The 24,058-nt window shown below is 28.4% G+C and carries 21 protein-coding genes; 13 read left to right on the top strand and 8 right to left on the bottom strand.

The window, feature by feature from the left end; all coding sequences use genetic code 11:
- Position 1: 1 nt before the first annotated feature.
- Genes ABJG40_RS04905 through ABJG40_RS04895 form a run of 3 tightly spaced genes read right to left on the bottom strand, consistent with a single transcriptional unit; the run spans position 2 to position 2,940 of the window.
- Positions 2-868 carry an acyl-CoA thioesterase II gene (locus ABJG40_RS04905; RefSeq protein ID WP_348023456.1) on the bottom strand — a complete coding sequence of 289 codons (867 nt, stop codon included), beginning with the start codon at positions 866-868 and terminating at the stop codon, positions 2-4.
- On the bottom strand, positions 858-2,045 hold the full coding sequence (locus ABJG40_RS04900; RefSeq protein ID WP_348023455.1) for a peptidogalycan biosysnthesis protein: 1,188 nt from the start codon (positions 2,043-2,045) through the stop codon (positions 858-860). The genes ABJG40_RS04905 and ABJG40_RS04900 overlap by 11 nt, the downstream gene beginning before the upstream one ends.
- 1 nt (position 2,046) lies before the next feature.
- Positions 2,047-2,940: a metallophosphoesterase gene (locus ABJG40_RS04895; protein WP_348023454.1), complete on the bottom strand. Its 894-nt coding sequence runs from the start codon at positions 2,938-2,940 to the stop codon at positions 2,047-2,049.
- Between the two features lie 122 nt (positions 2,941-3,062).
- Between ABJG40_RS04895 and ABJG40_RS04890 the strand changes: the two genes are divergently transcribed.
- The 8 genes from ABJG40_RS04890 to trxA all read left to right on the top strand — a co-directional run bounded on the left by ABJG40_RS04890 (position 3,063) and on the right by trxA (position 11,465).
- Positions 3,063-3,527, top strand: a complete 465-nt coding sequence (locus ABJG40_RS04890) for a MarR family transcriptional regulator (protein WP_348023453.1) — start codon at positions 3,063-3,065, stop codon at positions 3,525-3,527.
- Between the two features lie 10 nt (positions 3,528-3,537).
- On the top strand, positions 3,538-4,647 hold the full coding sequence (locus ABJG40_RS04885; protein ID WP_348023452.1) for an HlyD family efflux transporter periplasmic adaptor subunit: 1,110 nt from the start codon (positions 3,538-3,540) through the stop codon (positions 4,645-4,647).
- Between the two features lie 7 nt (positions 4,648-4,654).
- Positions 4,655-7,855 carry an efflux RND transporter permease subunit gene (locus ABJG40_RS04880; RefSeq protein ID WP_348023451.1) on the top strand — a complete coding sequence of 1,067 codons (3,201 nt, stop codon included), beginning with the start codon at positions 4,655-4,657 and terminating at the stop codon, positions 7,853-7,855.
- Positions 7,842-9,161: a TolC family protein gene (locus ABJG40_RS04875; RefSeq protein WP_348023450.1), complete on the top strand. Its 1,320-nt coding sequence runs from the start codon at positions 7,842-7,844 to the stop codon at positions 9,159-9,161. The genes ABJG40_RS04880 and ABJG40_RS04875 overlap by 14 nt, the downstream gene beginning before the upstream one ends.
- Before the next feature lie 67 nt (positions 9,162-9,228).
- The gene (locus ABJG40_RS04870; RefSeq protein WP_348023449.1) at positions 9,229-9,363 is read left to right on the top strand and encodes a hypothetical protein; all 135 of its coding nucleotides are present in this window, start codon (positions 9,229-9,231) and stop codon (positions 9,361-9,363) included.
- Between the two features lie 109 nt (positions 9,364-9,472).
- Complete coding sequence (locus tag ABJG40_RS04865; RefSeq protein WP_348023448.1) at positions 9,473-10,114, top strand: Crp/Fnr family transcriptional regulator; 642 nt, start codon at positions 9,473-9,475, stop codon at positions 10,112-10,114.
- Positions 10,115-10,205: 91 nt separating this feature from the next.
- On the top strand, positions 10,206-11,159 hold the full coding sequence (locus tag ABJG40_RS04860) for a DUF3365 domain-containing protein (protein ID WP_348023447.1): 954 nt from the start codon (positions 10,206-10,208) through the stop codon (positions 11,157-11,159).
- A 9-nt stretch (positions 11,160-11,168) separates the two neighbouring features.
- The gene (gene trxA / locus ABJG40_RS04855; protein WP_348023446.1) at positions 11,169-11,465 is read left to right on the top strand and encodes a thioredoxin; all 297 of its coding nucleotides are present in this window, start codon (positions 11,169-11,171) and stop codon (positions 11,463-11,465) included.
- Between the two features lie 55 nt (positions 11,466-11,520).
- Here the strand turns inward: trxA and nadB are convergent, their stop codons facing one another.
- The 3 genes from nadB to ABJG40_RS04840 all read right to left on the bottom strand — a co-directional run bounded on the left by nadB (position 11,521) and on the right by ABJG40_RS04840 (position 17,008).
- Positions 11,521-13,104: an L-aspartate oxidase gene (gene nadB, locus ABJG40_RS04850; RefSeq protein WP_348023445.1), complete on the bottom strand. Its 1,584-nt coding sequence runs from the start codon at positions 13,102-13,104 to the stop codon at positions 11,521-11,523.
- An 11-nt stretch (positions 13,105-13,115) separates the two neighbouring features.
- Complete coding sequence (gene nadA, locus ABJG40_RS04845) at positions 13,116-14,108, bottom strand: quinolinate synthase NadA (RefSeq protein WP_348023444.1); 993 nt, start codon at positions 14,106-14,108, stop codon at positions 13,116-13,118.
- A gap of 161 nt (positions 14,109-14,269) precedes the next feature.
- A complete protein-coding gene (locus ABJG40_RS04840; RefSeq protein WP_348023443.1) occupies positions 14,270-17,008 on the bottom strand; it encodes an outer membrane beta-barrel protein in 2,739 nt (912 codons plus the stop codon).
- Between the two features lie 188 nt (positions 17,009-17,196).
- Here ABJG40_RS04840 and ABJG40_RS04835 point away from each other — a divergent pair, with 188 nt between their 5' ends.
- Positions 17,197-17,778, top strand: coding sequence for a methyltransferase domain-containing protein (locus ABJG40_RS04835; protein ID WP_348023442.1), 582 nt, complete (start codon positions 17,197-17,199; stop codon positions 17,776-17,778).
- Between the two features lie 40 nt (positions 17,779-17,818).
- On the opposite strand, the gene ABJG40_RS04830 is transcribed toward ABJG40_RS04835, so the two are convergent.
- The gene (locus tag ABJG40_RS04830; RefSeq protein WP_348023441.1) at positions 17,819-19,921 is read right to left on the bottom strand and encodes a TonB-dependent receptor; all 2,103 of its coding nucleotides are present in this window, start codon (positions 19,919-19,921) and stop codon (positions 17,819-17,821) included.
- 63 nt (positions 19,922-19,984) lie between these two features.
- The gene (locus ABJG40_RS04825) at positions 19,985-20,293 is read right to left on the bottom strand and encodes a hypothetical protein (RefSeq protein ID WP_348023440.1); all 309 of its coding nucleotides are present in this window, start codon (positions 20,291-20,293) and stop codon (positions 19,985-19,987) included.
- A 281-nt stretch (positions 20,294-20,574) separates the two neighbouring features.
- Between ABJG40_RS04825 and ABJG40_RS04820 the strand changes: the two genes are divergently transcribed.
- The 4 genes from ABJG40_RS04820 to ABJG40_RS04805 all read left to right on the top strand — a co-directional run.
- Entirely contained in the window at positions 20,575-21,303 is a 729-nt protein-coding gene (locus tag ABJG40_RS04820; protein ID WP_348023439.1) for a peroxiredoxin, read from the top strand.
- 110 nt (positions 21,304-21,413) lie between these two features.
- Positions 21,414-22,745, top strand: a complete 1,332-nt coding sequence (locus ABJG40_RS04815) for a cytochrome ubiquinol oxidase subunit I (protein ID WP_348023438.1) — start codon at positions 21,414-21,416, stop codon at positions 22,743-22,745.
- A 5-nt stretch (positions 22,746-22,750) separates the two neighbouring features.
- Positions 22,751-23,827, top strand: coding sequence for a cytochrome d ubiquinol oxidase subunit II (gene cydB / locus ABJG40_RS04810; protein ID WP_348023437.1), 1,077 nt, complete (start codon positions 22,751-22,753; stop codon positions 23,825-23,827).
- A 20-nt stretch (positions 23,828-23,847) separates the two neighbouring features.
- Positions 23,848-24,058 (top strand): hypothetical protein (locus ABJG40_RS04805; protein WP_348023436.1); only part of this gene is annotated, 211 nt, incomplete at its 3' end.

The following is a 24,058-nucleotide window of genomic DNA, read 5'->3' as shown; positions in this document are numbered from 1 at the left end:
ATTATTTTTTTTTAGGTCTTAATAATCCTTCTTGCGCAAAAGAAGCAACTAATTTACCATCTCTGGTAAAAATATTTCCTTTAGCTAAACCTCTTGCTCCAAATGCATTTGGAGATTCTGCAGAAAATAACATCCAATCATCAAAATCAAAATCTCTAAAAAACCACATAGAATGATCTAAACTTGCAGTTTGAGTATTACCAAAATTATACTCACTTGCGTTCGGATTAAAGGCAGCATTTAATATATTATAATCAGATATATAAGTTAAAATTTCTTGTTTTGTTCTAAAATCCATTTTTTGAATTTCACCTTTTAAACGAAACCAAACTTGTTCTGTTGGTGGTAAATTTTCTGGTTGTAAAGGATTAGGAATTCTTACAGGCTTAAACTCTATGGGTCTTTCTACACTTAAAAAAGCTTTCATAGATTGTGGTAAAAAGGGACCAAATTGTTCTAACATATCATCCCAACTAAATAATTCTTCTGGTTGTTTTATAGCAGTGTCTAATTTGGTTTGATGCTCAAAACCATCTTCTTTTTTATGAAAAGAGGCTGCTAATATAAAAATGGTTTTATCATTTTGGCTTGCAGTAACTCTTCTTGTAGAAAAACTACCACCATTTCTCATTTCTGCAACATGGTATTTAATAGGAATTGTTAAATCTCCAGCTTCTAAAAAATACGAGTGCAAAGAATGTAATGTTCTATTTTTTGGTATGGTTCTGTAGGCTGCATTTACAGCTTGCGCTAAAACTTGGCCACCAAAAACATGTGGACTTCCAATAGTTACGCTATTACCACTAAAATTATGATTCCCTAAATCTTGTAAATTTAATAATGCTATTAATTCTTTATTACTTTTCATTTTTGATATCTAAATTTTTAAATGGAAATTTTTGTTGAAATGGTGTTGGTTCAACTCTTTGTAAAAATAGTTTTAAAATTTTATTTGTAATACTTTTTTTATGACGAAGATACATGGTTAAATTTTGTGGAATTGCTCCAACAGAACTTTTAATTTCGCTAGCTGTTCTGCCAAAATTAATGATTTTTAAATTTTTATCAATGGCAATTTTTATATATTCATAAAGCATTCTTTGATAAATTGCATATTCTCTATTTAGTTGATAATTGATACCAACAAAATGGGCGTCTAAAGAGTTTTGATTTATAACACCAGAAATAAACCCAACAATTTTATCTTCTAACCAATAGGTTTTTAGAATGTAATTGTCTTTAAATTTCTCTTTTAAATCTTTATAACTTTCCAAGTTAAAATTACCTAAATTAAAATCTGCATTCGAGGCTACTTTCTCATATAAAGCTGTCATTTTAGGCAGCATTTGTTCAATGTTTTCTAAAGTAACATCTTCTATTTTTATAGAGTTACTTTGTTTAAAAGCTTTTTTAGCTTTTACTCTAAACTTCGTTTTCATTGCAGCCAAATAATCATTTAAATTATGCCAGTTTTCTTGTAACTGAAGTTGCATATTTGGTTCTACTAAGAAAGGATGATATTTAAAGTCTTTTAATTCATCAGTGATAAAAAGAGATTCTTTTGCAAAGTCTTTTATTAGAAAAGCATCTATTTGTTTTTTTAGTTTTTTATCAGAATTTATAAAATGATTTATACTCTCTGCAAGTTCTTTTACAATTGCCTTTTTATCTTGGTTTTTTTTAATAAAAACACCATGCTCACCACTAACAAATGTATTACCACAGATTAGTAATTGTAGTGGTTTTTTATCTGGGAATACACGTAATTTTCTTCCAATGTTTTTTAAAAATTCAAAATCATTTTTAATAGTGTTTAAATGAAATTCAATCATTTTTAAACTAGCAAATGCAGTTGGTTTGTTCATTTTATCAACTAAAACAATATATGAAAAGGTAATTTCTGGGTGATTTTTTTCAATTGATTTTAAAAAATCAGGATTAAAATAAAAATTATCTGTACAGTCTAAATCTTCCCATATTTGGGAAGGAATTTTATCTATAGTAGAGAAAAATAGTGCTGTATTTGTATTTGAACAACAAATCAAATTAATTCATGTAATGTGTTAAGTTTTCTGGACCTTCTAAAATCGTTTTTTTTACTTGCATAGTTCCATTTTCTTTAGTGATAATATGCCATTTTATAAGCGTAATTTCGTTTTTTTCAATTTCTATTCCTGTAATCGATCTTGGGTGTACACAGCTTCCGTCATTAAAAAAAGGAATTTCATTTTTGGCAGGAAAACGTGGTCTATGTGTATGACCAGTTATCATCATTTGATTGTTGTTTTCTTCAATCCATTTTTCTAATTTATGTTCTACTTTTATACGTTCTTTAAAGTTTTGTGCAGGACTTGTTGGGTCTGAAAAACCTAAAATTTGTAAAGGTTTCCATAATATTTTCACTAAAAAACTACTTAGTCTCCAAAATACATAATTAAACCAATCTGCTTGATGACCATGCAATAAAAATATTTTTTTATTGGTATTTTCATCTTCTAAGACAATTGCTTCAGAAAAAGAAGCACCTATTAATAATTCTTTTTTGTTATCAGTTACAGAGTCGTAATAATAGTGTAAGTTCTTACGAATTGTTGTCGGATTTTTGTATTTCATATCATGATTTCCCCAAATGAAGTGCAATCTGTTTTTATCATGAAACTTTTTGAGTAACAAATAAACATGTTTGTTTGCTCTAAAAATGGTTGAAAAGTTTCTGTTCTCCCATAATTCATCACCATCACCCAACTCTATATATGTAAAATCGTTGTTGTAATAATGCTCTAAAGCATGTTTAAACATGTTTCTATTATGTGCAAAATCATCTGCAAAACCATTATTTCCTCTATGAGAATCACTAAAAAGTATGAATTTAGAATCTTTATTAAAACAGATTCTTTTTGCATTTTTAAAAGCACGAGAAATTCTAAAATTAGATGACATTTATTTTTTTTAGAATTATAAAGATGCTAAAAAAATATGAATCAATAAAATTATGATTTTATTAAGAAAACTTTAATTAGTTGCACGTGCAACTAATTAAAGTTTTCTGTTACATTTGCATCGTGAAAAATGAAAAAACACATATAGATTTTGAAAATTCTATAGGACCTTGGTTGGGGAAAACAGGGAAATTGGTTGATTTTTTTTTTCAAGAATCATTCAATTCAAAAAATTTAGACCTTACAAAAGAACAAATGATTGTGTTAAAAAGATTGCATGATCAAGATGGTTTAAATCAACACGATTTGGCTTTTTTAACCTTAAGAAACAAATCTTCATTAACTCGTTTGTTAATTAAAATGGAGAAGAAAAATTACATTTTTAGAAAACAAAATAAAGAAGATAAACGCATTAAAAATGTTTATTTAACAAATTTTGGAAAAGAAATGTTCGAAAAAACAAAACCCGTTATTAGGGATTTAATATCAACTATGGAGAAAAATATATCTCTAGAAGAAAAACAACAAATCATTAACATATTTAAAAAAATACAAACCAATTTCTGTTCTAAAGCAGAACATATTTAATAACCAATATATGAGAAAAATTATACTAGCTGTTCTTGGAGTTTTAACTATTGTTGGAGCTATAATTTTGGGTAATTATTTAATTGATAAAAACCAAAAACCCAAACCAAAATATAAAAAACAAATTAAAACTGTTTATGTAAAAAATGTAGAGAACGCTAATATTCCTATTACTTTATCTGCTAATGGTAGTTTAATAGCAAAAAATAAAATAGAAATTTATTCTGAAGTTTCTGGTGTTTTAAAACCTTCTAGTAAGTTGTTTAAAGCTGGTACAAATTATCATCGAAATGAAATATTATTGAGTGTTAATAGTGATGAGTTTTATGCAAGTTTACAATCTCAAAAAAGCAATTTAAATAATTTAATAACTTCAATTTTGCCAGATTTACGTTTAGATTTTCCTAAAGAATTTAGCAAATGGGAAACGTATTTAAAAGGCTTTAGTATAAATAAACCTACACCAAAATTACCAGAATTTTCTTCAGATAAAGAAAAGTATTTTATTAATGGCAGAGGTATAGTTACTGCATACTATAATGTTAAAAATTTAGAAGTACGTTTGTCTAAACATCAAATTAAAGCACCATTTAAAGGAATTCTAACAGAAGCTTTAGTAAGTCCTGGATCGTTAGTTAGAGTAGGACAAAAATTAGGAGAATTTATAGATCCAAGTGTTTATGAAATGGAAGTGTCTATAAAATCAGAATTTGCAGATTTATTAAAAGTAGGAAATACAGTTGCTTTAACAAATTTACAAAAAAATAAAAATTACACAGGAAAAGTGGTTCGTGTAAACGGTAAAGTAGATCAAGTTTCGCAAACGATAAAAGTGTTTATTGATGTAAAACATCCAGATTTAAAAGAAGGGATGTTTTTAGAGGCAGTTTTGGTTGCAAAATCAGAAGCTAATGCAATTGAAATCTCTAGAAAATTATTGGTAAATAACAAAGCAGTATATACAGTTAAAAATGATAGTATTTTAACGCTAACCACTATTAAACCTGTTTATTTTAATGCAGAAACTGTAGTTGTAAAAGGGTTAGAAAATAACCAAAAAATGCTAACACAAGTTTTATCAGGTGCATTTAACGGTATGATTGTAAAAATTAATAAATAGTAATTGTATGAAGAAAATAATTACATATTTTATTAAATATCCGGTTGCAGTAAACATATTTATTATTGCTTTTATTGTATTTGGGTTAGTGGGAGCATTAAGTATGAAATCTTCTTTTTTTCCATTAACAGATTCTGAATTAATAAATATCTCATTAGCATATCCAGGAGCTTCACCACAAGAAATGGAAGAAGGTGTTGTATTAAAAATAGAAGATAATTTAAAAGGTATTGTTGGTGTAGAACGAGTAACATCTGTTTCTAGAGAAAATTCTGCAACAGTAAATATAGAAGTAGAAAAAGGTAAAAATATAGATGTTGTTTTATCTGATGTTAAAAATGCTGTAGATAGAGTTCCTTCTTTTCCTTCTGGAATGGAACCTGCAGTAATTGCAAAAGTAGAAAACATTAGACCAACTATTAGTTTTACAGTTAGTGGAAACAATCTTAGTCTTAAATCAATAAAACAATACGCTAGAAATGTAGAAAATGATATTAGAGGAATAGATGGTATTTCTCAAGTTTCATTGTCTGGGTTTCCAGATGAAGAAATAGAAATAGCAGTAAGAGAAAACGATTTATTAGCCTATAATATGTCTTTTTCTGAAGTTGCAACAGCAATACAAAATTCTAACCTTTTAATTACTGGTGGTAATATTAAAACCCAACAAGAAGATTATTTAATAAGAGCTAGCAATCGTGTTTATTATGGTAGCGAGCTTCAAAATTTAATTGTTAGAACAGAAACTAACGGAAACATTATCCGTTTAAAAGATGTTGCACAAGTTAGAGATAGTTGGTCAGAAACACCAGACAGATTATACTATAATGAAAATTTAGCAATAGATATTACAGTAAGTAATACCAATAATGAAGATTTAATTTCTTCTGCAGATAGAATAAAAGAATATATACATAAATATAACCAAGAAAATCAAAATGTACAACTAAACATTACAAGTGATAGAAGTACAACATTAAATGGCAGAACAAAATTATTAATAGAAAATGGTGTTGTAGGTATTTTGTTAGTGCTTTTCTTTTTAGCATTATTCTTAAATCTTCGTTTGGCAATTTGGGTAGCTTTTGGTTTGCCAATTGCATTTTTCGGAATGTTTATTTTTGCAGCTCAGTTTGATGTAACTATAAACGTATTATCACTTTTTGGAATGATAATCGTTATTGGTATTTTGGTAGATGATGGTATTGTAATTGGTGAAAATATTTATCATCATTATTATGATTTAGGAAAAACTAAAATTCAAGCAGCAATAGATGGTACAATGGAGGTAATTCCGCCAATTGTTTCTGCAATTCTAACAACAATTATAGCTTTTTCTACCTTCTTTTTTGTTGATGGAAGAATTGGAAATTTCTTTGGAGAAGTATCTACAATTGTATTATTAACACTTTCAGTATCATTAATAGAAGCTTTAATTATTTTACCAGCACACATTGCACATTCTAAAGCTTTAGATAGAAAACGTTTAGAAAACGGAAAAGAAGTTAAAAAGAATGCTATAGATACTTTTTTTAATAAAGTAAATAATGCTGCAGATGCTGGTTTGGGTAAACTAAGAGACAGATACTATGTGCCCTTTTTAGAATTTTCTTTAAAAAATAAAATTTTTGCATTTTCTATACCAATTGCTTTTGTAATTTTTAGCTTCATGGCAATGAATGCAGGTATTGTAAAACAATCATTTTTTCCAAGAGTAGCAAGTGATAGTGTTAAAATTACATTAACAATGCCACAGGGTACAAACGAACAAATTACAGATTCTATTATTTCATCTATAGAACAAAAAGTTTGGTTGGTAAATGAACAGTATACCAAAAAGCAGACAGGTAATGTACAAGTTGTAGAAAATGTAATTAAAAGAATAGGCCCTGGAAGTGCAAATGCAACCTTAACAGTAAATTTATTGCCAGGTGAAGCAAGAGATTTTTCATCACCAGAAATAACAAATACAATTAGTGATAAAGTTGGTAAAATTACAGGTGTAGAGAGTTTAGTTTTTGGTTCTGGTGGTAATTTTGGAGGAAGTCCTATAGCTGTTTCTTTATTAGGAAATAATATTGAAGAATTAAAAGCAGCTAAAGAAGAATTAAAACAAGAGTTAGAAAATAACTCGCTTTTAAAAGATATTTCAGACAATGATCCAGCAGGAATTAAAGAAGTAAAAATAACGTTAAAAGATAATGCGTACTTATTAGGTTTAAACTTACAATCTATTATGGCGCAAGTTAGGTACGGTTTTTTTGGTTTTCAGGCACAACGTTTTCAAAGAGGACAAGATGAAATTAAAGTTTGGGTACGTTATGATAGAAAAGATAGGTCTTCTATAAAAGATCTAGATGATATGCGCATTATAACGCCAACAGGAACAAGAGTTCCGTTTTCTGAAATAGCAAATTATACAATAGAAAGAGGAGATATTGCTATTAATCATTTAGATGGTAAAAGAGAAATTCAGATTACTGCAGATTTAAAAGATCTTGAAACCAGTGCAACAGAAGTTTTAGATGATATTAAGTTAAAAGTAATGCCAGAAATACTTTCTAAATATCATAGTGTAACTCCTTTATATGAAGGTCAAAATAGAGAAGCAAATAAAACTACAGATTCTGTTAAACTTATTGGTCCTATAATTTTATTATTAATTTATATTGTAATAGCATTTACATTCCGTTCTTACAGTCAGCCAATTTTGTTAATAATTATGATTCCTTTTAGTATGATTGGCGTTGTTTGGGGTCATTATTTTCATAATTTTTCAATAGGAATTCTATCATTTCTAGGAATTATTGCTTTAGTTGGTATCATGGTTAATGATGGTTTGGTTTTAATAGGGAAATTCAATAATTACTTAAAAGAAGGCATGAAATATGATGAAGCACTAGTTAGAGCTGGTCAATCTCGTTTTAGAGCAATTTTTTTAACATCTTTAACAACTATTGCAGGTTTAGCACCTTTATTATTAGAAAAAAGTAGACAAGCACAATTTTTAATACCAATGGCAATATCTATTTCTTACGGAATAGCAATTGCAACAGTATTAACATTAGTAATGTTACCATTATTATTGTCTGTTTCTAATTCTTTTAAAGTAGGAATTAAATGGCTAAAAACAGGAGAAAAAATTACTAAAGAAGAAGTAGAAAGAGCAATTATAGAATCTAAATTTGAAGAAAATGAAGATCATTAAAAACATATTATTTTTAGTCGTTTTATTATCGACTTTACAAGGTTTTTCGCAAGAAATATTAACCAAAAAAGAAGCTTTAGAAATAGCTTTAGAAAATAATTTTGGAGTTAAAATAGCAAAGAATAATTTAGAGGTAGCAAAAAATAATAAAAGTATTTACAATACTGGTTTTTTGCCAACAGCTTCTATTTCTTCTGGTGCAAATTACAGTAATAACAATCAAACAATAGATAGACAAGATGGAACTTCTACTAGTATAGATGGAGCAATAACTCAATCTTATAATGCTTCTTTAAATGTAAATTATACCATTTTTGATGGTTTAGGCAGAAAGTATAATTATCAGCAATTAAAAGAAACTTATAATTTAACAGAGTTAGAAGCAAAAGAAACTATTGAAAACACTTATTTACAGTTGTTTACAAATTATTTTCAAATTGCTAAATTAACTAAGAATAAAGAAAACTTAAATGAAGCTTTATCAATCTCTAAAAAAAGATTGTTGCGTGCAAAATATCAATATGAATATGGACAATCTACAAAATTAGAACTTCTAAATGCAGAAGTAGACGTAAATAATGATAGCATTACTTTAATTAATGCTAATCAATTATTAAGTAATGCCAAACGTGGTTTAAATTTAGTTTTAGGTATAGAAAAAGAAGTAAATTATACTGTAGAAACTAATGTAGATTTTACCAATATTTTAAATTTTGATGAACTACATCAAAAAATGATTACTAATAATACGACATTAAAACAAAACGAAAAGAATATAGCAATTAGCGAGTTTAATATAAAAGTAAACAAGTCTAATTACTTACCATCTTTAGGTTTAAGTACTTCTTATGGATGGAATAAAAGCCAAAATCCGGCAACTTCTTTTTTAGCAGCTTCTTCTTCTAATGGATTAAATGCAGGTTTAAGTTTATCTTGGAGTTTATTTGATGGAGGTAGCACAAAAACAAATATTGCAAACTCTAAAATTGCATTAGAAAATCAACAAATATTATTAGAACAACAAAAGATAACCATAGATAACACGTTAAAAAATACTTGGGAAAATTATCAAAGTCAATTGTTTATTATCAATGCTCAAAATAAAAATGTTATTACTACACAAAATAATTTTGATAGAAGCAAAGAACGATTTAAGTTAGGGCAAATTACATCTATAGAATTTAGACAAGCTCAAATTAACTTAATAAATTCTAAAACAGCTTTAAATAATGCAAAGTTTGATGCAAAATTAACTGAATTACAACTTTTACAACTAAGTGGAGATATTTTAAATGTAGAATTTTAAAAAACTGATTTATATCATAAATTAAATTTATAATTGGTTTTACTTTTACACCATAATAATAAAATAAATGAGTTATTTAAGTTTACCTCAAGTTTCTTGGATTAACGGTACCATTATGATTGGTGTTTTTGCCTTAGTTGTTGTAGGCTTAGTTATTGCGGTATTTCTTTTAATGAATAACGACAAGAAACGAAAAGAGTAAATAGTGTATTGGTTTAGTAGATAGAAATCCGAGTTTTTACTCGGATTTTTTGTTTTAATTAACGTCTATTTTACTAAATTTATACCAACCAATCAAACCCACATTTTAAATGCTAGAAATCGAAAATAAATTAACAACCAATTTTGGTTACCTTTTTGAAGATAATTTAATTTCTGAAATTAAAGAATTAGGTGTAACCAAGTGTTTTGATGAAGACGCTACTATTATAGATGTTGGAGAGTATATAAAATCTATGCCTTTATTAGTTTCTGGAGCTATTAAAATTCTTCGAGAAGATGAAAATGGAGAAGAATTGGTTTTATATTATTTAGAAAAAGGAGATACATGTGCAATGACACTTTCTTGTTGTATGGGGCAAACAAAAAGTAAAATTAGAGCAGTTGCAGAAACCAATGTAGAATTAATTATGTTGCCAAAAGAAAAAATGGCAGATTGGTTAGGTAAATACAAATCTTGGCAAGCTTATATTTTACAAACATATCATCTTAGAATGGATGAGCTTTTAGAGGCCTTAGATACTATTGCGTTTTTAAAAATGGATGAACGCCTTTTTAAATATCTTAAGGATAAAGCAATGGTTACTCATAATGATCTCTTACATGTTACTCACAAACAAATTTCTGAAGATTTGCATACTTCTAGAGTAGTTGTATCTAGGTTGTTAAAAAAGTTAGAAAACGAAAACAAAATTCAACTTTTTAGAAACAGTATAAAAGTTTTAGAACTGTAACAATTGTTACTGTTTACTCTCTGTTTCTACCTTATTTTTGTAATAAAAAAGGATGAAACCATTTGCATTTTTTTTAGTATTTATTTTAATATTGAGTTGTAAAAACTCAGAAAGACCTTCTTATTCTAAGAAAAATCTAACATCAAAAGAACATGTAGGTAAAAGGTTAATGGAAACAAATTGTTATATATGTCATAACCCTACAGCAACAGAAGATAATAGGATTGGACCTCCAATGATTGCAATTAAAAGGCATTACAAAAAAGATAATACTACAAAAGAAGAGTTTATAAATGCCATGCAAACTTGGATTAAAAATCCAACAAATGAAAATGCAAAAATGTTTGGTGCTGTTAAAAGGTTTGGGTTAATGCCAAAACAGATTTTTCCAAAAGAAACCATAGAACAAATTGCTGATTATATGTTTGATAATGAAATTGAACAACCAGAATGGTTTGAAGAGCATTATAACAAAGAAAGAGGAAATAGTAAAGGTAAAGGGATGGGGAATCGAAAAGGAATGAAAAGGCACTTACAAGGAAATAACTTAGAAAATTTAACAGATACTGAAAGAGGTTTAAAATATGCACTTTCTACAAAATCAATTTTAGGTAAAAACTTAATGGGTACAATACAAAAAAAAGGAACTTTAGCAGCTTTAAAATTTTGTAATGTAAAAGCTTATCCTTTAACAGATAGTATGGCTATTGTTAACAATGCCACTATAAAAAGAGTTTCTGATAAACCTAGAAATGCAAAAAATTTAGCTAGTAAAATTGAAAAAGGATACATAAATCTATTCAAAGAAAATATTAAATTAAATAAAGAGTTAGAACCAATAATTGTTGAATCTGGTAAAAATGTAAATTTTTATTATCCAATTAAAACAAATAGTATGTGTTTACAATGTCATGGAAATAAAACTTCAGACATCAAATCAAACACATTAATGCATATAAATGAGTTATACCCAAAAGATTTAGCAACTGGTTATAGCGAGAACCAAGTAAGAGGAATTTGGAGTATCACTTTTAATAAAAAGTAATTCTTAGACATGAGCAATTTTTTAGACATCATCAATCAAGATAAACCTGTTTTAGTAGATTTTTTTGCTGAGTGGTGTGGACCTTGTAAAATGATGAATCCAATTTTAAAAGAAGTAAAAGAAACTCTTGGAGAAAAAGTTTCAATTATTAAAATAGATGTAGACAAAAATCAGTCTTTAGCAGCTAAATACCAAGTTAGAGGTGTGCCTACACTAGTTTTATATAATTTTGGCAAACAGGTTTGGAGACAATCTGGTGCTGTGCAAAAAAATGAGTTAGTTTCTATTATTAATAATTTTGGTTGATTATTATAATAGTGTTGGTTGATAAGCACCTGAGGTTACTCAGGTGCTTATATTTTTAAATACAATCTAAACTATAAAAACCCCCACAATTTTCTGTTCTAGTTTTAGAAAATTGTGTAATTAAATAAGCAGTTGTAATTAGATTTCTTAATTCACATAAATCTACAGATAACTCAGAATGATCATATAAACGTTTATTATCTTCATAAAGTACACGTAGTTTTTTTTCTGCACGTTTTAAACGTTCATTAGAACGTACTATACCAACATAATTAGTCATAATAGTTTTTACTTCATTTCTATCATGCGTAATTAATATTTTTTCCATGTTTTTTATAACACCACCATCATTCCAAACAGGTATATCTTTTGGCATTTTAGCATTTTTATATTTTTTAGAAACATTTAAAAAAGCCTTGTGGGCATATACTAAACCTTCTAATAAGGAATTAGAAGCTAATCTATTTCCGCCATGTAATCCTGTTCTTGTAACTTCTCCACAAGCATATAGTTTTTTTATAGAGGTCTTAGCATTCTTATTTACATTTACACCTCCGCAAATGTAATGAGAGGCAGGTACAACAGGTATATAATCTTTACTGATGTCTATATTTAATGAAGCACATTTTTCTGTAATATTAGGAAAATGTTCTATAAATTTTTCTTTATTTAGGTTTGTACAATCTAAATAAACATGTGGTTTTCCACTCTTTTTTAATTCATTATCTATAGCTCTAGCAACAATATCTCTAGAGGCTAATTCTTGTCTTTCATCATAATTATGCATAAAGAAATTACCATTGTAATCTCTTAATTTAGCTCCAAAACCTCTAACGGCTTCAGAAACTAAAAATGCAGGATATTCTCCAGGATTATATAAGGCTGTTGGATGAAATTGAATAAATTCCATTTCAGAAATTTCTGCTTTTGCTCTGTAGGCAATTCCAATTCCATCTCCTGTAGCAACTACTGGGTTTGTAGTAGTTTCATATACTTGTCCATTTCCACCAGAAGCTAAAACTGTAAATTTGCTAATAAAAGTTTTTACTTTAGCATTTTTTTCATCTAAAACATAAGCACCATAACAAGATATTTTACCATTACGTTTTGTTTTTCTTTTTTTAACTTGATGTTCTGTAATTAAGTCAATTGCGTAATGATAAGTTAAAAAATCAATATTTGGTTGTGCATTTACTTGTGCTAATAAAGCACGTTCAATTTCTGCACCAGTAATATCTGTATGGTGTAAAATTCTGTTTTGAGAATGACCACCTTCTCTACCTAAATCGTAATGACCATTTTCATTTTTATCAAACTGTGTTCCCCATTCAATTAATTCTTGTAATCTGTCAGGAGCATCTTTAACCACCATTCTAACAACATCTTCATCACACAAACCATCGCCAGCAACTAAAGTATCTTGTATATGTTGCTCAAAAGTATCAACAGATTTGTTATATACAGTAGCAATACCTCCTTGTGCATATTTTGTGTTAGACTCATTTTGTTGATCTTTAGTTACAATAACAATTTTAGCGTCTTTATGTTTAATAGCTACTTTTAGAGCAAAAGTTAAACCAGAAACTCCAGAACCAATTACTAAAAAATCGGTTTCTATTATTTTTTTTTCACTAATCATTTTAATTGTTATTAAGAAAGTTCTAACATTCTGTTGATAGGAATAATTGCTTTTTTTGCTAATTCTTTTTCAACTTCAATATTAGGCAATTCGTGTTTTAAACATAAATACAATTTTTTCATTGTATTCATTTTCATATAAGCACACTCGCTACATGCGCAAGTATTGTCTTCTTTTGCAGGTGCAGGAATAATAATTTTATCAGGATTTTCTTGTAACATTTCAAATAAAATACCTGCTTCTGTAGCAACAATAAATTTCTTTTTGTCGCTATTTTTCACGTAATTTAAAAGTCCGGATGTAGAGCCAATATATTTGGCAACTTTAAGCATATGTGCTTCAGACTCTGGATGCGCAATTAATTCTGCATCTGGATGTTCTTTATATAAATCAATCAATTTTTCCATAGAGAAAGCTTCATGTACCATACAAGCACCATCCCAAAGCAACATTTCTCTACCTGTTTCTTTGTTTAAATAATCTCCTAAATTTCTATCTGGAGCAAAAATAATAGGTTGATCTTCTGGGAAAGAATCAATTATTTTTTTTGCATTAGAAGAAGTACAAACAATATCACTTAAAGCCTTAATTTCTGCAGAACAGTTAATATAAGTAACTACTTTATGATCTGGATGTTGTTTTTTAAATGCAGAAAATTCTTCTGGTGGACAAGAGTCTGCCAAAGAGCAACCTGCTAACAAATCTGGTAATAAAACTTTTTTTGTTGGATTTAAAATTTTAGCAGTTTCTGCCATAAAATGAACACCTGCAAAAACTATTACATCTGCATCTGTTTTAGCTGCTTGTTGCGCTAAAGCCAAACTATCACCAACAAAATCTGCAATTTCTTGAATTTCATCTATTTGATAATAATGCGCTAAAAGAACTGCATTTTTTTCTTTTTTAAGCCTCAAAATCTCCTCTACATAATCAATATCAGTAGTTTCTATATCTAAAAATCCTTTTTCGTTAAGATTCTTCTTTGCAGTTTCTAAAGTTTCCATAAAAAGTGTTTATTTTGATCTTTAATGCAAATATAAACTCTATTTTTTTGGTAGGGAAATGATTCATGTTATTCTATTAAATTATAACTATAATACAAGGAATGTTGAATTTATCTTAATAAAATGGGTTTTTATACTTCTTGTTTGTTTAAAATGAAATGCTAATGACGTCTTCTTCTTTTTGAAGGTTCAAATTTTTTGCCAGCACTACCTAAGCTGTTAAATTTCCATGTAAATGATAACATTGCATATTGGTTTAAAACAGTACTAGATGAATCTTGAATGTAATCTGCAGAAGCTATTCTTCTCGCATTTGTATTTTGGTTTAAAAGATCATAGATTCTTAAACTAATTGCACCTTGTTCTTTTAAGATAGCATAACGTAATGAGGTATTCCAAAACCAAGCACTTTTTTGAAAACCATCGGCAATATTAGGATTGTAATTATATTTTAGGTCATTTCTCCATTCAAATTTCTTCGGAAGAAAAGTAGCTGTTCTAATAGTTATATCATGACTTATAAAATTTCTGTTTTCAAATTGATCAATATCATAAATAGTATTGCTAAAAGAAACTGAATATTGTGGTCTAATTTGTAACACATCATCCCAATTAAAATCAAACCCAATTCTAGGAGAAATAGCTGTTTTTTTACTTGAATACTGTACTCCATTATTAAAGTTGATGTTTTTGTCATACGTACCAAAAAGAGTAAATTCAGTTTTTAAACTACCAAAGTCTTCCCATTTTTTTGATGAACTGTAACTTCCACCAACTTTAAAGTTAAAGAAGCCATCTACATTTGCATAGGTTGTTTCTCTAATTAAAGTATTTGTATCAATAATAGTTTTAGATACTACTCTATCATTTGTAAAAGAGAAGTTTGCAAAAGACCAAAAACCGGTTCTTTTTTGCCAATTAAAATCAGAACCACCAAAACGAAAGTTGTGTGTTTTAGAAGGTGTTAAAGCTGGGTTTCCTGTAACAATGTTAAGAGGGTTAGATTCATCTCTAAAGGGTTGTAATTGATTTAAATTAGGCGTACTGTTTCTAAAGTTATATCGCATTCTAAAGCTACTACTTTTGCTTTTTCTAAATCGGACTCTAAATCCGTATTCTAAATTGTTAAAATCTCTTTCAAGGTTTGTTTCTGGTCTTAAAAAATCTTTATTTTCTAAAGTTCTGTTAACGTATGCAATTTCGGCAGAAGCAGACCATTTATCATTTCTAAACTCAAGTTCTGCACTTGGTCTTTTTGTTTTGTTTAAATACTCGAAGTCTGTACTTAACAAGCTACTGAAATCTGTATAATCGTTTGTAGTTGTATTAAAATCGAAGGTGTTACGTACTGTTTTTGTTTTTGTATTTCCATACTCATAGGCGATATCAAAATATAATTTATGAGCTAAAAGCGGTAAACGATACGTAATTTCACTACCAATTTGTTCTCTATCAGAACTACCATCAGAATATTGATCTCTTATAATTTGATCTGGATCTGTACCATAAATATTAGTTTCAGAATTTACAAAATCTTCCGTTTCACTTTGCCTAAAATTAGCGGTAATTTCTGCTCTAATAAACGCGCCTCTATTCCCAATTTTTTTAGAAATATTTATCTCATTATCAAATTGGTTTTTCTCTGAGTCTGCAATAGAATTTGTTTTAGAATCATTAGTAAGCGATTTATCATTATTTAAACTTTCTGAAGCACTATTATAAGTATTTCTGTTTACATCTCTATTAAAGTCAGTTTCTATATCAATTCTAAAAGTACTATCTATTTCTATTTCAAAATCTACGCTTGCATCATGGCTATCACTTTCGTTAAATGAGCTGCTTTTAGAGTTTCTAAAAAAACTATCTCCGTCAGATAAAAAGGTTTCTCTGTTGCTAGTAGATGTATTTTCTGATTCACTATTTTTGTAGAAATAATCTCCAGAAAACTCAAATATTTTTTTAAATGTATTAATATAATTCACCCCATAATTGTTAGAAGTAACAATTCCTTGTCCACCACCAAAACTTCTATTGTTTCCGCCAAACTGTAATCTTTGGTTTCCAAAACTAAAACCTGGTGAATTAACATTGTTTCCTCCGGCAAGTAAGCCAATTCTTTCGCTTTGTTTAAAACGAGTTGCTAAACCAGCATATTCATATCTATCATCTGTTCCTATTCCTGCAGCTACTTTACCAAAATATCCTTTATTATTTTCTTTTTTAATAGTTAAGTTTATCGTTTTATTTTCTCCATCAGAATCTTCACCTGCAAAAGCTTGTGCATTCGTTTTTGTATCTAAAATTTGTACTTTTTCAATAATATCTTTAGTTAAATTTCTTGTTGTAATTGTAGGGTCATTTCCAAAAAAAGGTTTTCCGTTTACTAAAATTTTATTTACAGGTTTTCCATTTACGGTAATAGCACCTTCAGCATCAACTTCTAATCCGGGTAATTTTTTAAGTAAATCTTCAACATTTGCATCTGCTTTTGTTTTAAAAGATTTTACATTAAATTCTACAGTATCTTTTTTAATGGTGATTGGTGCAGAAGATCGAATAACAATAGCGTCTAATCTGTTTGCTGTTTTTAAATATAAGGAGCCAATATTTTGGCTTTTTGCTGTTATAATTTTAGAATATGGTTTAAAGCCGATAAAAGAAACAATTAGTTTTGTTTTAGAATCTGAAGTATTAGCCGCAATTTCAAAATTCCCTTTTGCATCAGTAATTGTATATGCTACAATGCTGCTATCTTTTAATCTTTCTAAATGAACAGTTGCAGATTCTAGGATTTCTTTATCGTCCTCAGATTTAATGCTTCCTGTTATTGTAAAATCTTTTGTTTGAGAATAGATAAAAGAGGTTAAAGAAAAACTAATTAGAATTAAAATTTTTTTCATTTGATTTTTTTGGGAATTAATTTTTCTGTAAAAAATTAAGACTAATGTAGATTGTAAAGGTTTAATTTTAAAACACAATAAGTTGCCTTTTTAACAAAATTTTAAGATAATGAGAGGCAGCGATTTTTTAAAACTTCAAAAAAATATTAAATGTATTTTTGTAATGAAACAAAAGAAGAATAATTTAAATGAATTTATCCGAAGAATTTTGGGAAAACAAGTATAAAGCAAATAAAATTGGTTGGGATTTAGGTGAAGTTTCTCCGCCTTTAAAATCTTATTTTGATCAACTTACAAACAAAGACCTAAAAATATTAATTCCTGGAGGAGGAAATTCTTACGAAGCTGAATATCTTTTTAATAAAGGTTTTAAAAATGTTTATGTTGTAGATCTTTGTCATAATCCGCTAGAAAATTTAAAAGCTAGAGTTCTAGGTTTTCCGGAAAAACAATTAATTCATGCTGATTTTTTTGATTTGAACCATACTTTTGATTTGGTGATAGAACAAACTTTTTTCTGTGCAATTGATCCTAAATTAAGAGAAAAATATGCTTTAAAAATGAAAGATTTGTTAAGTAGTAATGGTAAATTAATCGGGTTGCTTTTTGATGCAAAACTGAATGAAGATCATCCACCTTTTGGTGGAAATACAGAAGAGTATATTTCTTATTTTGAAACCCATTTTACAATGGATATTTTTACAAAATGTTATAATTCATTTCATAATAGACGAGAAATGGAGTTGTTTGTAAAGTTTATAAAGAAATAAAAAAAGAGCGTATTACAATTGTAATACGCTCTTTTTTAAATTAAAATTTATACTGTAAAAAAGCAGAGAAATTACGTCCTGGTTCTGTAACAGGCGTTCTTCCAAAATCTGCTTGATTTGTAAAAGAGAAATTTAAATGACTGTTATAGCCTTTATCAAAAACATTTAAAACAGCTAAACCTAAAGTTACATTTTTAAGAGGTTTTCCTCCAAAACGTAGGTCTAAAGTTTGATAACCACTTGTAGAAGTTTCTCCATAACTTTCAGAAATATTATCTTGTTTAGAAACTAGATTATATTGTGCATTTGCCCACAGTTTTTCCTTTTCAAATCCAACCGTAAATTTGGTTGTAAAAGGTGGCGTTAAAGGTAAAGATTCATCTAAATCGTTGTTCTTTGTGTACACATAAGAAAACTCAGATTTAAAATTATAAAAATCTAAAAAGTTTACTTGTGCCATTGCTTCAAAACCTGTTTTGTATGCTTCATCTAAATTCTGAAACACTTTTACATTTGTAGGTGATGATGTAGGATTGAATTTTCTAGTAATAGTTGGATCTACAATACCAACAATATAATTTTCGAAGAAAGAGTAATAAACAGACGTTTGAAATTGAAAACTATTAAAACCATTTTTAAGTGCTTCAATACCTTTAATTCCTATTTCAAATTGATTATTTACTTCTGCTTTTAAATCAGGGTTACCAATATATTCATAAGGATCTTGACCTACATTAAAATGATTTATAAAACGTTCTATCATATTTGCAGTTCTAACTCCACGACCATAAGCTGCTTCTAAAATATAATTTTTTGAAAGCTCTTTTTTTACTGAAACTGTTCCGCTAAAAGTATGTTCTGTACGTTTTTCTAAATCATACATTGCAGCAAAATCTGCTTCAGGATCTTGTATATCAGACGTTACATTGTCATAACGAACACCTGCTGTTAGCATCGTACTGTTATTTAAATTATACTTTGCTTCTGTAAAAAAACCAAGATCTGTAATGTAAGAATCTTGCCAAACTTTATCGTTAAAAGTTACTGGGGTTGCAAGTGTATTTCCATTCATAATTTTTACAAGCCTTGTTCTTTCACCGTCTCTTGCAATATTCATTACATCAATTCCAGAAAAAAGATTTACATCTTTCGCTGGTTTCCAATTCATTTCTATTTTACCACCAATTGTTGTCGCTTCAACTCCAGAAGCAGCTTCCATCATCATAAAAGAAGGTCTGTTATCATTTGTCATTAAATGATCTACATAACTATGGTATGCTTTTGCAGAAACAGATTTTACAACCTCTCCAATATTTTCAATTTTATAGTCAATAGAAAGAATACTACTATTATCGAACTCAGTATCCATAGGTAAAGCAGCGTGTAAAACATCGCGTCCAAAAGATTGTCTCCAATCAATTTTTAAACGTTGATCTTTAGTAAAATTATAACCTAATTTAACTCCATAATCAGAACTTTTAAAAGACGAAGGAATTGTTGTTCCAAATCCATCTTTATAATTCCCAAAATCTCTGTAACCAGCATTGGCAACAATATCAAATTTCTCATTTATATATTGTAATTCAGCTAAATTTACCAAAGAGTTTCCGTTGCTTTCAAAACCAGCAGAAACTTTACCATGAAAACCGGAATCTTCGTAATCTGGTTTTTGCGTAACAAGATTTATAATTCCGCCAAAAGTTGTTCCGTATCTTACTGTATAAGGACCTTTTATAATTTCAATTTTAGAAACTTCTTCAGGAATAATATGTGTTGTTACAGGGTCCATTCTGTTTGGGCAAGCATGCATTGCTTTTGTACCACCATCATATTGAATGTTTAATTGCTCGTATTGAGCACCTCTAAAAGAAGGGTCTATTGCGTAATTTCCTCTTTTAATTACCGAGAAACCATTGATGTTGTTAAATAGATCAGCAATGTTTTTGGGTTGTACAATTTTTTTAGCATAGTTATTAGAAGAAGAACTAAAAACAGGATCTTTTTTTAATTTACCTGTAACAATTACTTCATCTAATTTTACTGTTTTTTGTTGAATAGTATCTTTTTTGGGCTTTTTAGTTTTTTGACTATAAGATGTAGCAGATACTAGCGTGCATAAAAGCACACTGTAAAATATTTTCATTTTTAATTGTTTTTATTTTAAGTATATATATGTTTTATAGTAGACTATAAAAAGAAAAAACAACTATGTATTTGGAGGATGAAAATAAGAACCTAATAACTTAAAATCATACAGATTTAAATAGTAGAAATTAGATTTTTTAAGAAGTGTATTTGTGTTTATTTGATGTGAAGAAATGCTTTGGTTATATAGTAAAATATCTTTAAAATCTATAAGTTGTATGGGTTTATTCTGTTCTTTATTAGTAGTTTGTGTAATTTTTTTTAAATGACATTTACCATTACAAGCCAATTCTGGTTTGTCTTTGTTTTCACAAAAAGCCTCAATAAAACCTATAGTATCTACATTGTAATATATATACGTAATAGACACTCTTAAACTGTTATATAGAATAAGAAAGCTAAAAAATATAGATAAAAGTAGTTTATAGTTTTTCACTAGTACAAAAGTACTAACTACTTTTTTTAAAAAGCAGTTTTAAAGGAAAATCTATTTAACGTAATTTAATGTAGTAAACTTCTTCTAAAGCTTATGTATATATAGGAAAAAACTATAGGTAGATAAAAATTTGCTATTACTTAAGTAACTAATGTTACCAATAAAAAAAGCATTCTAAACTAATTTTATACCATATAAATTAAATTTTTACAGAAATGAATAATAAAGATATAACACAACAAGAACAAGAAACATTTGCAATGCCAAGAATTGGAGATAAAGCTCCTCAATTTACAGCAGTAACTACACAAGGAGACATAAATTACCCATCAGATTATAAAGGAAAATGGTCTATTTTATTTAGTCATCCAGCAGATTTTACGCCAGTATGTACCTCAGAATTTATGACGTTTGCACATTTAGAAGAGAAATTTGAAAAAGCCAACTGTAGTTTAATAGGTTTATCTATTGATGGTTTATACAGCCACATTGCATGGTTAAGAACTATTAAAGATAAAATTGAATTTAACGGAATGAAAGACATTGAAGTAAAGTTTCCTCTAATAGAAGATATTTCTATGGAAGTTGCTAAAAAATACGGAATGATTCAGCCAGGAGAAAGCAAAACGCAAGCAGTAAGAGCTGTATTTTTTGTAGATCCTAACGAAATTGTAAGAGCGATTATTTATTACCCATTAAGTTTAGGTCGTAATTTTGATGAGTTGTACAGAGCTTTAATTGCGATGCAAACTTCAGATAAATTTAACGTAGCAACTCCTGCAGATTGGAATCCTGGAGATGATGTAATTGTATCCCCAGCAGGTTCTTGTGGTGTTGCAGAAGAAAGAATGACATCTACAGAAGAATTAGATTGTAAGGACTGGTTTTTCTGTACTAAAAAACTAGATAAAGATTTAGTTTTAGATACTATCTTAAAAAAATAAATCTACAGTATAAATTTATAAAAGAGCCTCAATTTAGAGGCTCTTTTTTACAATACAAATCATCATTAACTATAATAAGATTTGTATTTTTATAGTTTAAAAACAAGATAATGGAAGACATGCTGTTTTACGATAGAATGCAATTTGCATTTACTATTACATTTCACTACCTATTTCCACAATTAACAATGGGATTATCTCTGTTAATTGTTTATTTTAAATGGAAATTTATAAGATCAAAAATTGAAAAATACAACGATGCTGCAAAATTTTGGATGAAAATTTTTGCACTTAATTTTGCAATGGGTGTTGTAACTGGTATTCCTATGGAATTTCAGTTTGGTACAAATTGGGCAAAATTTTCTGAACTTACAGGAGGAATTATCGGTCAAACTTTAGCAATGGAAGGCATGTTTTCTTTCTTTTTAGAATCGTCCTTTTTAGGGCTTTTTCTTTTTGGTGAAAAGTTACTAGGACATAAACTCCATTTTCTCACTGGTTTTTTGGTTTTTTTAGGTTCTTGGGCAAGTGGATATTTAATTATTGCAACACATTCTTGGATGCAATATCCTGTAGGTTATGAAATTTTAGAAAACGGAAAATTTGTTTTAAATAATTTTGGGGCTTTATTTTCTAATCCTTGGTTATTGCCATCTTATTTACACAATCAAGCTGCGTCTTTAGTAACGTCGTCTTTTGTAGTTGCTGCAATTGGAGCCTTTTATTTGTTGAATAATAAACACCACGAATTCGGAAAATTATTTGTAAAAACAGGGGTTGTTTTTGGATTGATTTCTAGTTTATTAGTGGCTTTTCCAACAGGAGATTTAGTGGCTAAAAATGTGGTAAAATATCAACCAGCAACATTTGCAGCTATGGAAGGTGTTTTTGAAACAGAAGAAGGTGGTTCTGAAATTGTGTTGATTGGGCAACCCAATATGTTAGAAAAGAAGTTAGATAACAAAATTGCAGTTCCAAATATTCTAAGTTTTTTAACCTATCAAGATTGGGAAGCTCAAATAAAAGGTTTAAATGAGTTTGATGAAAGTGTACATCCAACAAATATTCCTGGTTTGTATTATTCTTACCATATAATGGTTGGTTTAGGAACCATTTTTATTGGATTGATGTTATTGGCAGCAATTCAACTTTTTAGAAGAAGGTTGTACAAAACCAAATGGATTTTATGGTCGCTTATGTTTATGTTGCCATTTCCATATATTGCAAATACAACAGGTTGGTACACAGCAGAATTGGGTAGACAGCCATGGTTAGTTTACAATTTATTAAAGACTGCAGATGGAGCTTCTCCAACTGTATCTTCAGGAAACACATTATTTACTTTATTAGGTTTTATTGGTTTGTATCTTCTTTTAGGGATGTTGTTTTTAATGTTAGCAGGAAAAATTATTAATAAAGGTCCAGAACCAGAAACACATTAAGAATTATGGAATTATTTTGGTATATTGTTTTAATGACAATGTTAGCTGTTTATGTAATATTAGATGGTTATGATTTTGGAGCAGGAATTATTCATTTATTTTTTGCAAAAAAAGAAAAAGATAAAAAAGCAATTACAAATGCAATTGGCCCGTTTTGGGATGCAAATGAGGTTTGGTTGATTGCTTCTGGAGGTGTTTTATTCTTTGCTTTTCCTACTTTATATGCTTCTTCTTTTAGTGGTTTTTATTTGCCATTAATGATGATTTTATGGCTACTTATTTTTAGAGCTATTGGTTTAGAATTAAGAGGGCAAATACACAACAAAATGTGGGAATCTATTTGGGATAAGGCTTTTGGCATCTCTAGTTTATTGTTAGCTTTATTTTTTGGAGTTGCTTTAGGTAATGTTGTTAGAGGTGTAAATTTAGGAAATGTAGTTAACGGAGTTTCTACACAAGAAGCACATTATTTCTTTTTACCACTTTGGAATCCTACTTTTAGTCCGCAAACAGAACAATTAGGTATTATTGATTGGTTTACGTTATTGTTAGGAATTATTGGTGTAATTTCTTTAACAATTCACGGTGCAAACTGGATAATTTTTAAAACCAATTCTGATATCAATGAAAAATTAAAAAAAGTAGTTTTTAGTTTAAATTTTGTCTTGTTAGGTTTGGTAATTATATCGCTTTTAGTTTGGCATATTATAGAACCTAAACCTTTTCATAATTTTTTAGACAAACCTTGGTTGTTTGTTTTTCCAATTATCACTTTTACAGGTTTATTTGGCTTGTTTAAGATTAGATCTTTTAAAAAACACGGAAAAGGATTTTTATTTTCATCCTTATTTCTCTTTGGTGGATTAACATCAACAGTTGCTTCAATCTTTCCTAAAGTTTTACCATCAACAAATAATATCAATCCAGATTTAACTTTGTACAATGTTGCTGCTCATGAATACGGATTATCTGTAGGTGTGTATTGGTTTGCTATTGCAGCGGTTTTAGTGGCGGCTTATATGGTAATACAGTACAAAGTTTTTAAAGGGAAAATGGATAATGTGGGTTATGGAGAGCATTAACTTACGTAATATTTTAGGTGATGACAGACACACTTATTTCAATTATTAGCATTTTTATAGGAATGATTGGGGCGAATATTTTAGCATTTTTTTTTAATAAATATTCATTACAATTTATAGGGAATACAATTGTAGGTATTTTTGGTAGTATTTTTTTTATCAAAATATTTAGCACACTTGGTTTTGATCCGGTGACAATTATGAAAACAGGAAATGTAAATATAGTTTTGT

It is taken from the genome of Polaribacter sp., assembly GCF_039939415.1.
Classification (GTDB): domain Bacteria; phylum Bacteroidota; class Bacteroidia; order Flavobacteriales; family Flavobacteriaceae; genus Polaribacter.
The sequence above is the reverse complement of the archived record's forward strand: the minus strand, read 5'-3'. Positions and strand labels throughout refer to the sequence as shown.

Excerpts from the sequence above, each read along its gene's own strand:
- nadB (WP_348023445.1), bottom strand. The coding sequence starts at position 13,104 with ATGATTAGTGAAAAAAAAATAATAGAAACCGATTTTTTAGTAATTGGT.
- ABJG40_RS04835 (WP_348023442.1), top strand. The coding sequence starts at position 17,197 with ATGAATTTATCCGAAGAATTTTGGGAAAACAAGTATAAAGCAAATAAA.
- nadA (WP_348023444.1), bottom strand. The coding sequence starts at position 14,108 with ATGGAAACTTTAGAAACTGCAAAGAAGAATCTTAACGAAAAAGGATTT.
- ABJG40_RS04870 (WP_348023449.1), top strand. The coding sequence starts at position 9,229 with ATGAGTTATTTAAGTTTACCTCAAGTTTCTTGGATTAACGGTACCATT.
- ABJG40_RS04815 (WP_348023438.1), top strand. The coding sequence starts at position 21,414 with ATGGAAGACATGCTGTTTTACGATAGAATGCAATTTGCATTTACTATT.
- ABJG40_RS04875 (WP_348023450.1), top strand. The coding sequence starts at position 7,842 with ATGAAGATCATTAAAAACATATTATTTTTAGTCGTTTTATTATCGACT.
- cydB (WP_348023437.1), top strand. The coding sequence starts at position 22,751 with ATGGAATTATTTTGGTATATTGTTTTAATGACAATGTTAGCTGTTTAT.
- ABJG40_RS04830 (WP_348023441.1), bottom strand. The coding sequence starts at position 19,921 with ATGAAAATATTTTACAGTGTGCTTTTATGCACGCTAGTATCTGCTACA.
- ABJG40_RS04880 (WP_348023451.1), top strand. The coding sequence starts at position 4,655 with ATGAAGAAAATAATTACATATTTTATTAAATATCCGGTTGCAGTAAAC.
- ABJG40_RS04895 (WP_348023454.1), bottom strand. The coding sequence starts at position 2,940 with ATGTCATCTAATTTTAGAATTTCTCGTGCTTTTAAAAATGCAAAAAGA.
- ABJG40_RS04865 (WP_348023448.1), top strand. The coding sequence starts at position 9,473 with ATGCTAGAAATCGAAAATAAATTAACAACCAATTTTGGTTACCTTTTT.
- ABJG40_RS04840 (WP_348023443.1), bottom strand. The coding sequence starts at position 17,008 with ATGAAAAAAATTTTAATTCTAATTAGTTTTTCTTTAACCTCTTTTATC.
- ABJG40_RS04885 (WP_348023452.1), top strand. The coding sequence starts at position 3,538 with ATGAGAAAAATTATACTAGCTGTTCTTGGAGTTTTAACTATTGTTGGA.
- ABJG40_RS04820 (WP_348023439.1), top strand. The coding sequence starts at position 20,575 with ATGAATAATAAAGATATAACACAACAAGAACAAGAAACATTTGCAATG.
- trxA (WP_348023446.1), top strand. The coding sequence starts at position 11,169 with ATGAGCAATTTTTTAGACATCATCAATCAAGATAAACCTGTTTTAGTA.
- ABJG40_RS04905 (WP_348023456.1), bottom strand. The coding sequence starts at position 868 with ATGAAAAGTAATAAAGAATTAATAGCATTATTAAATTTACAAGATTTA.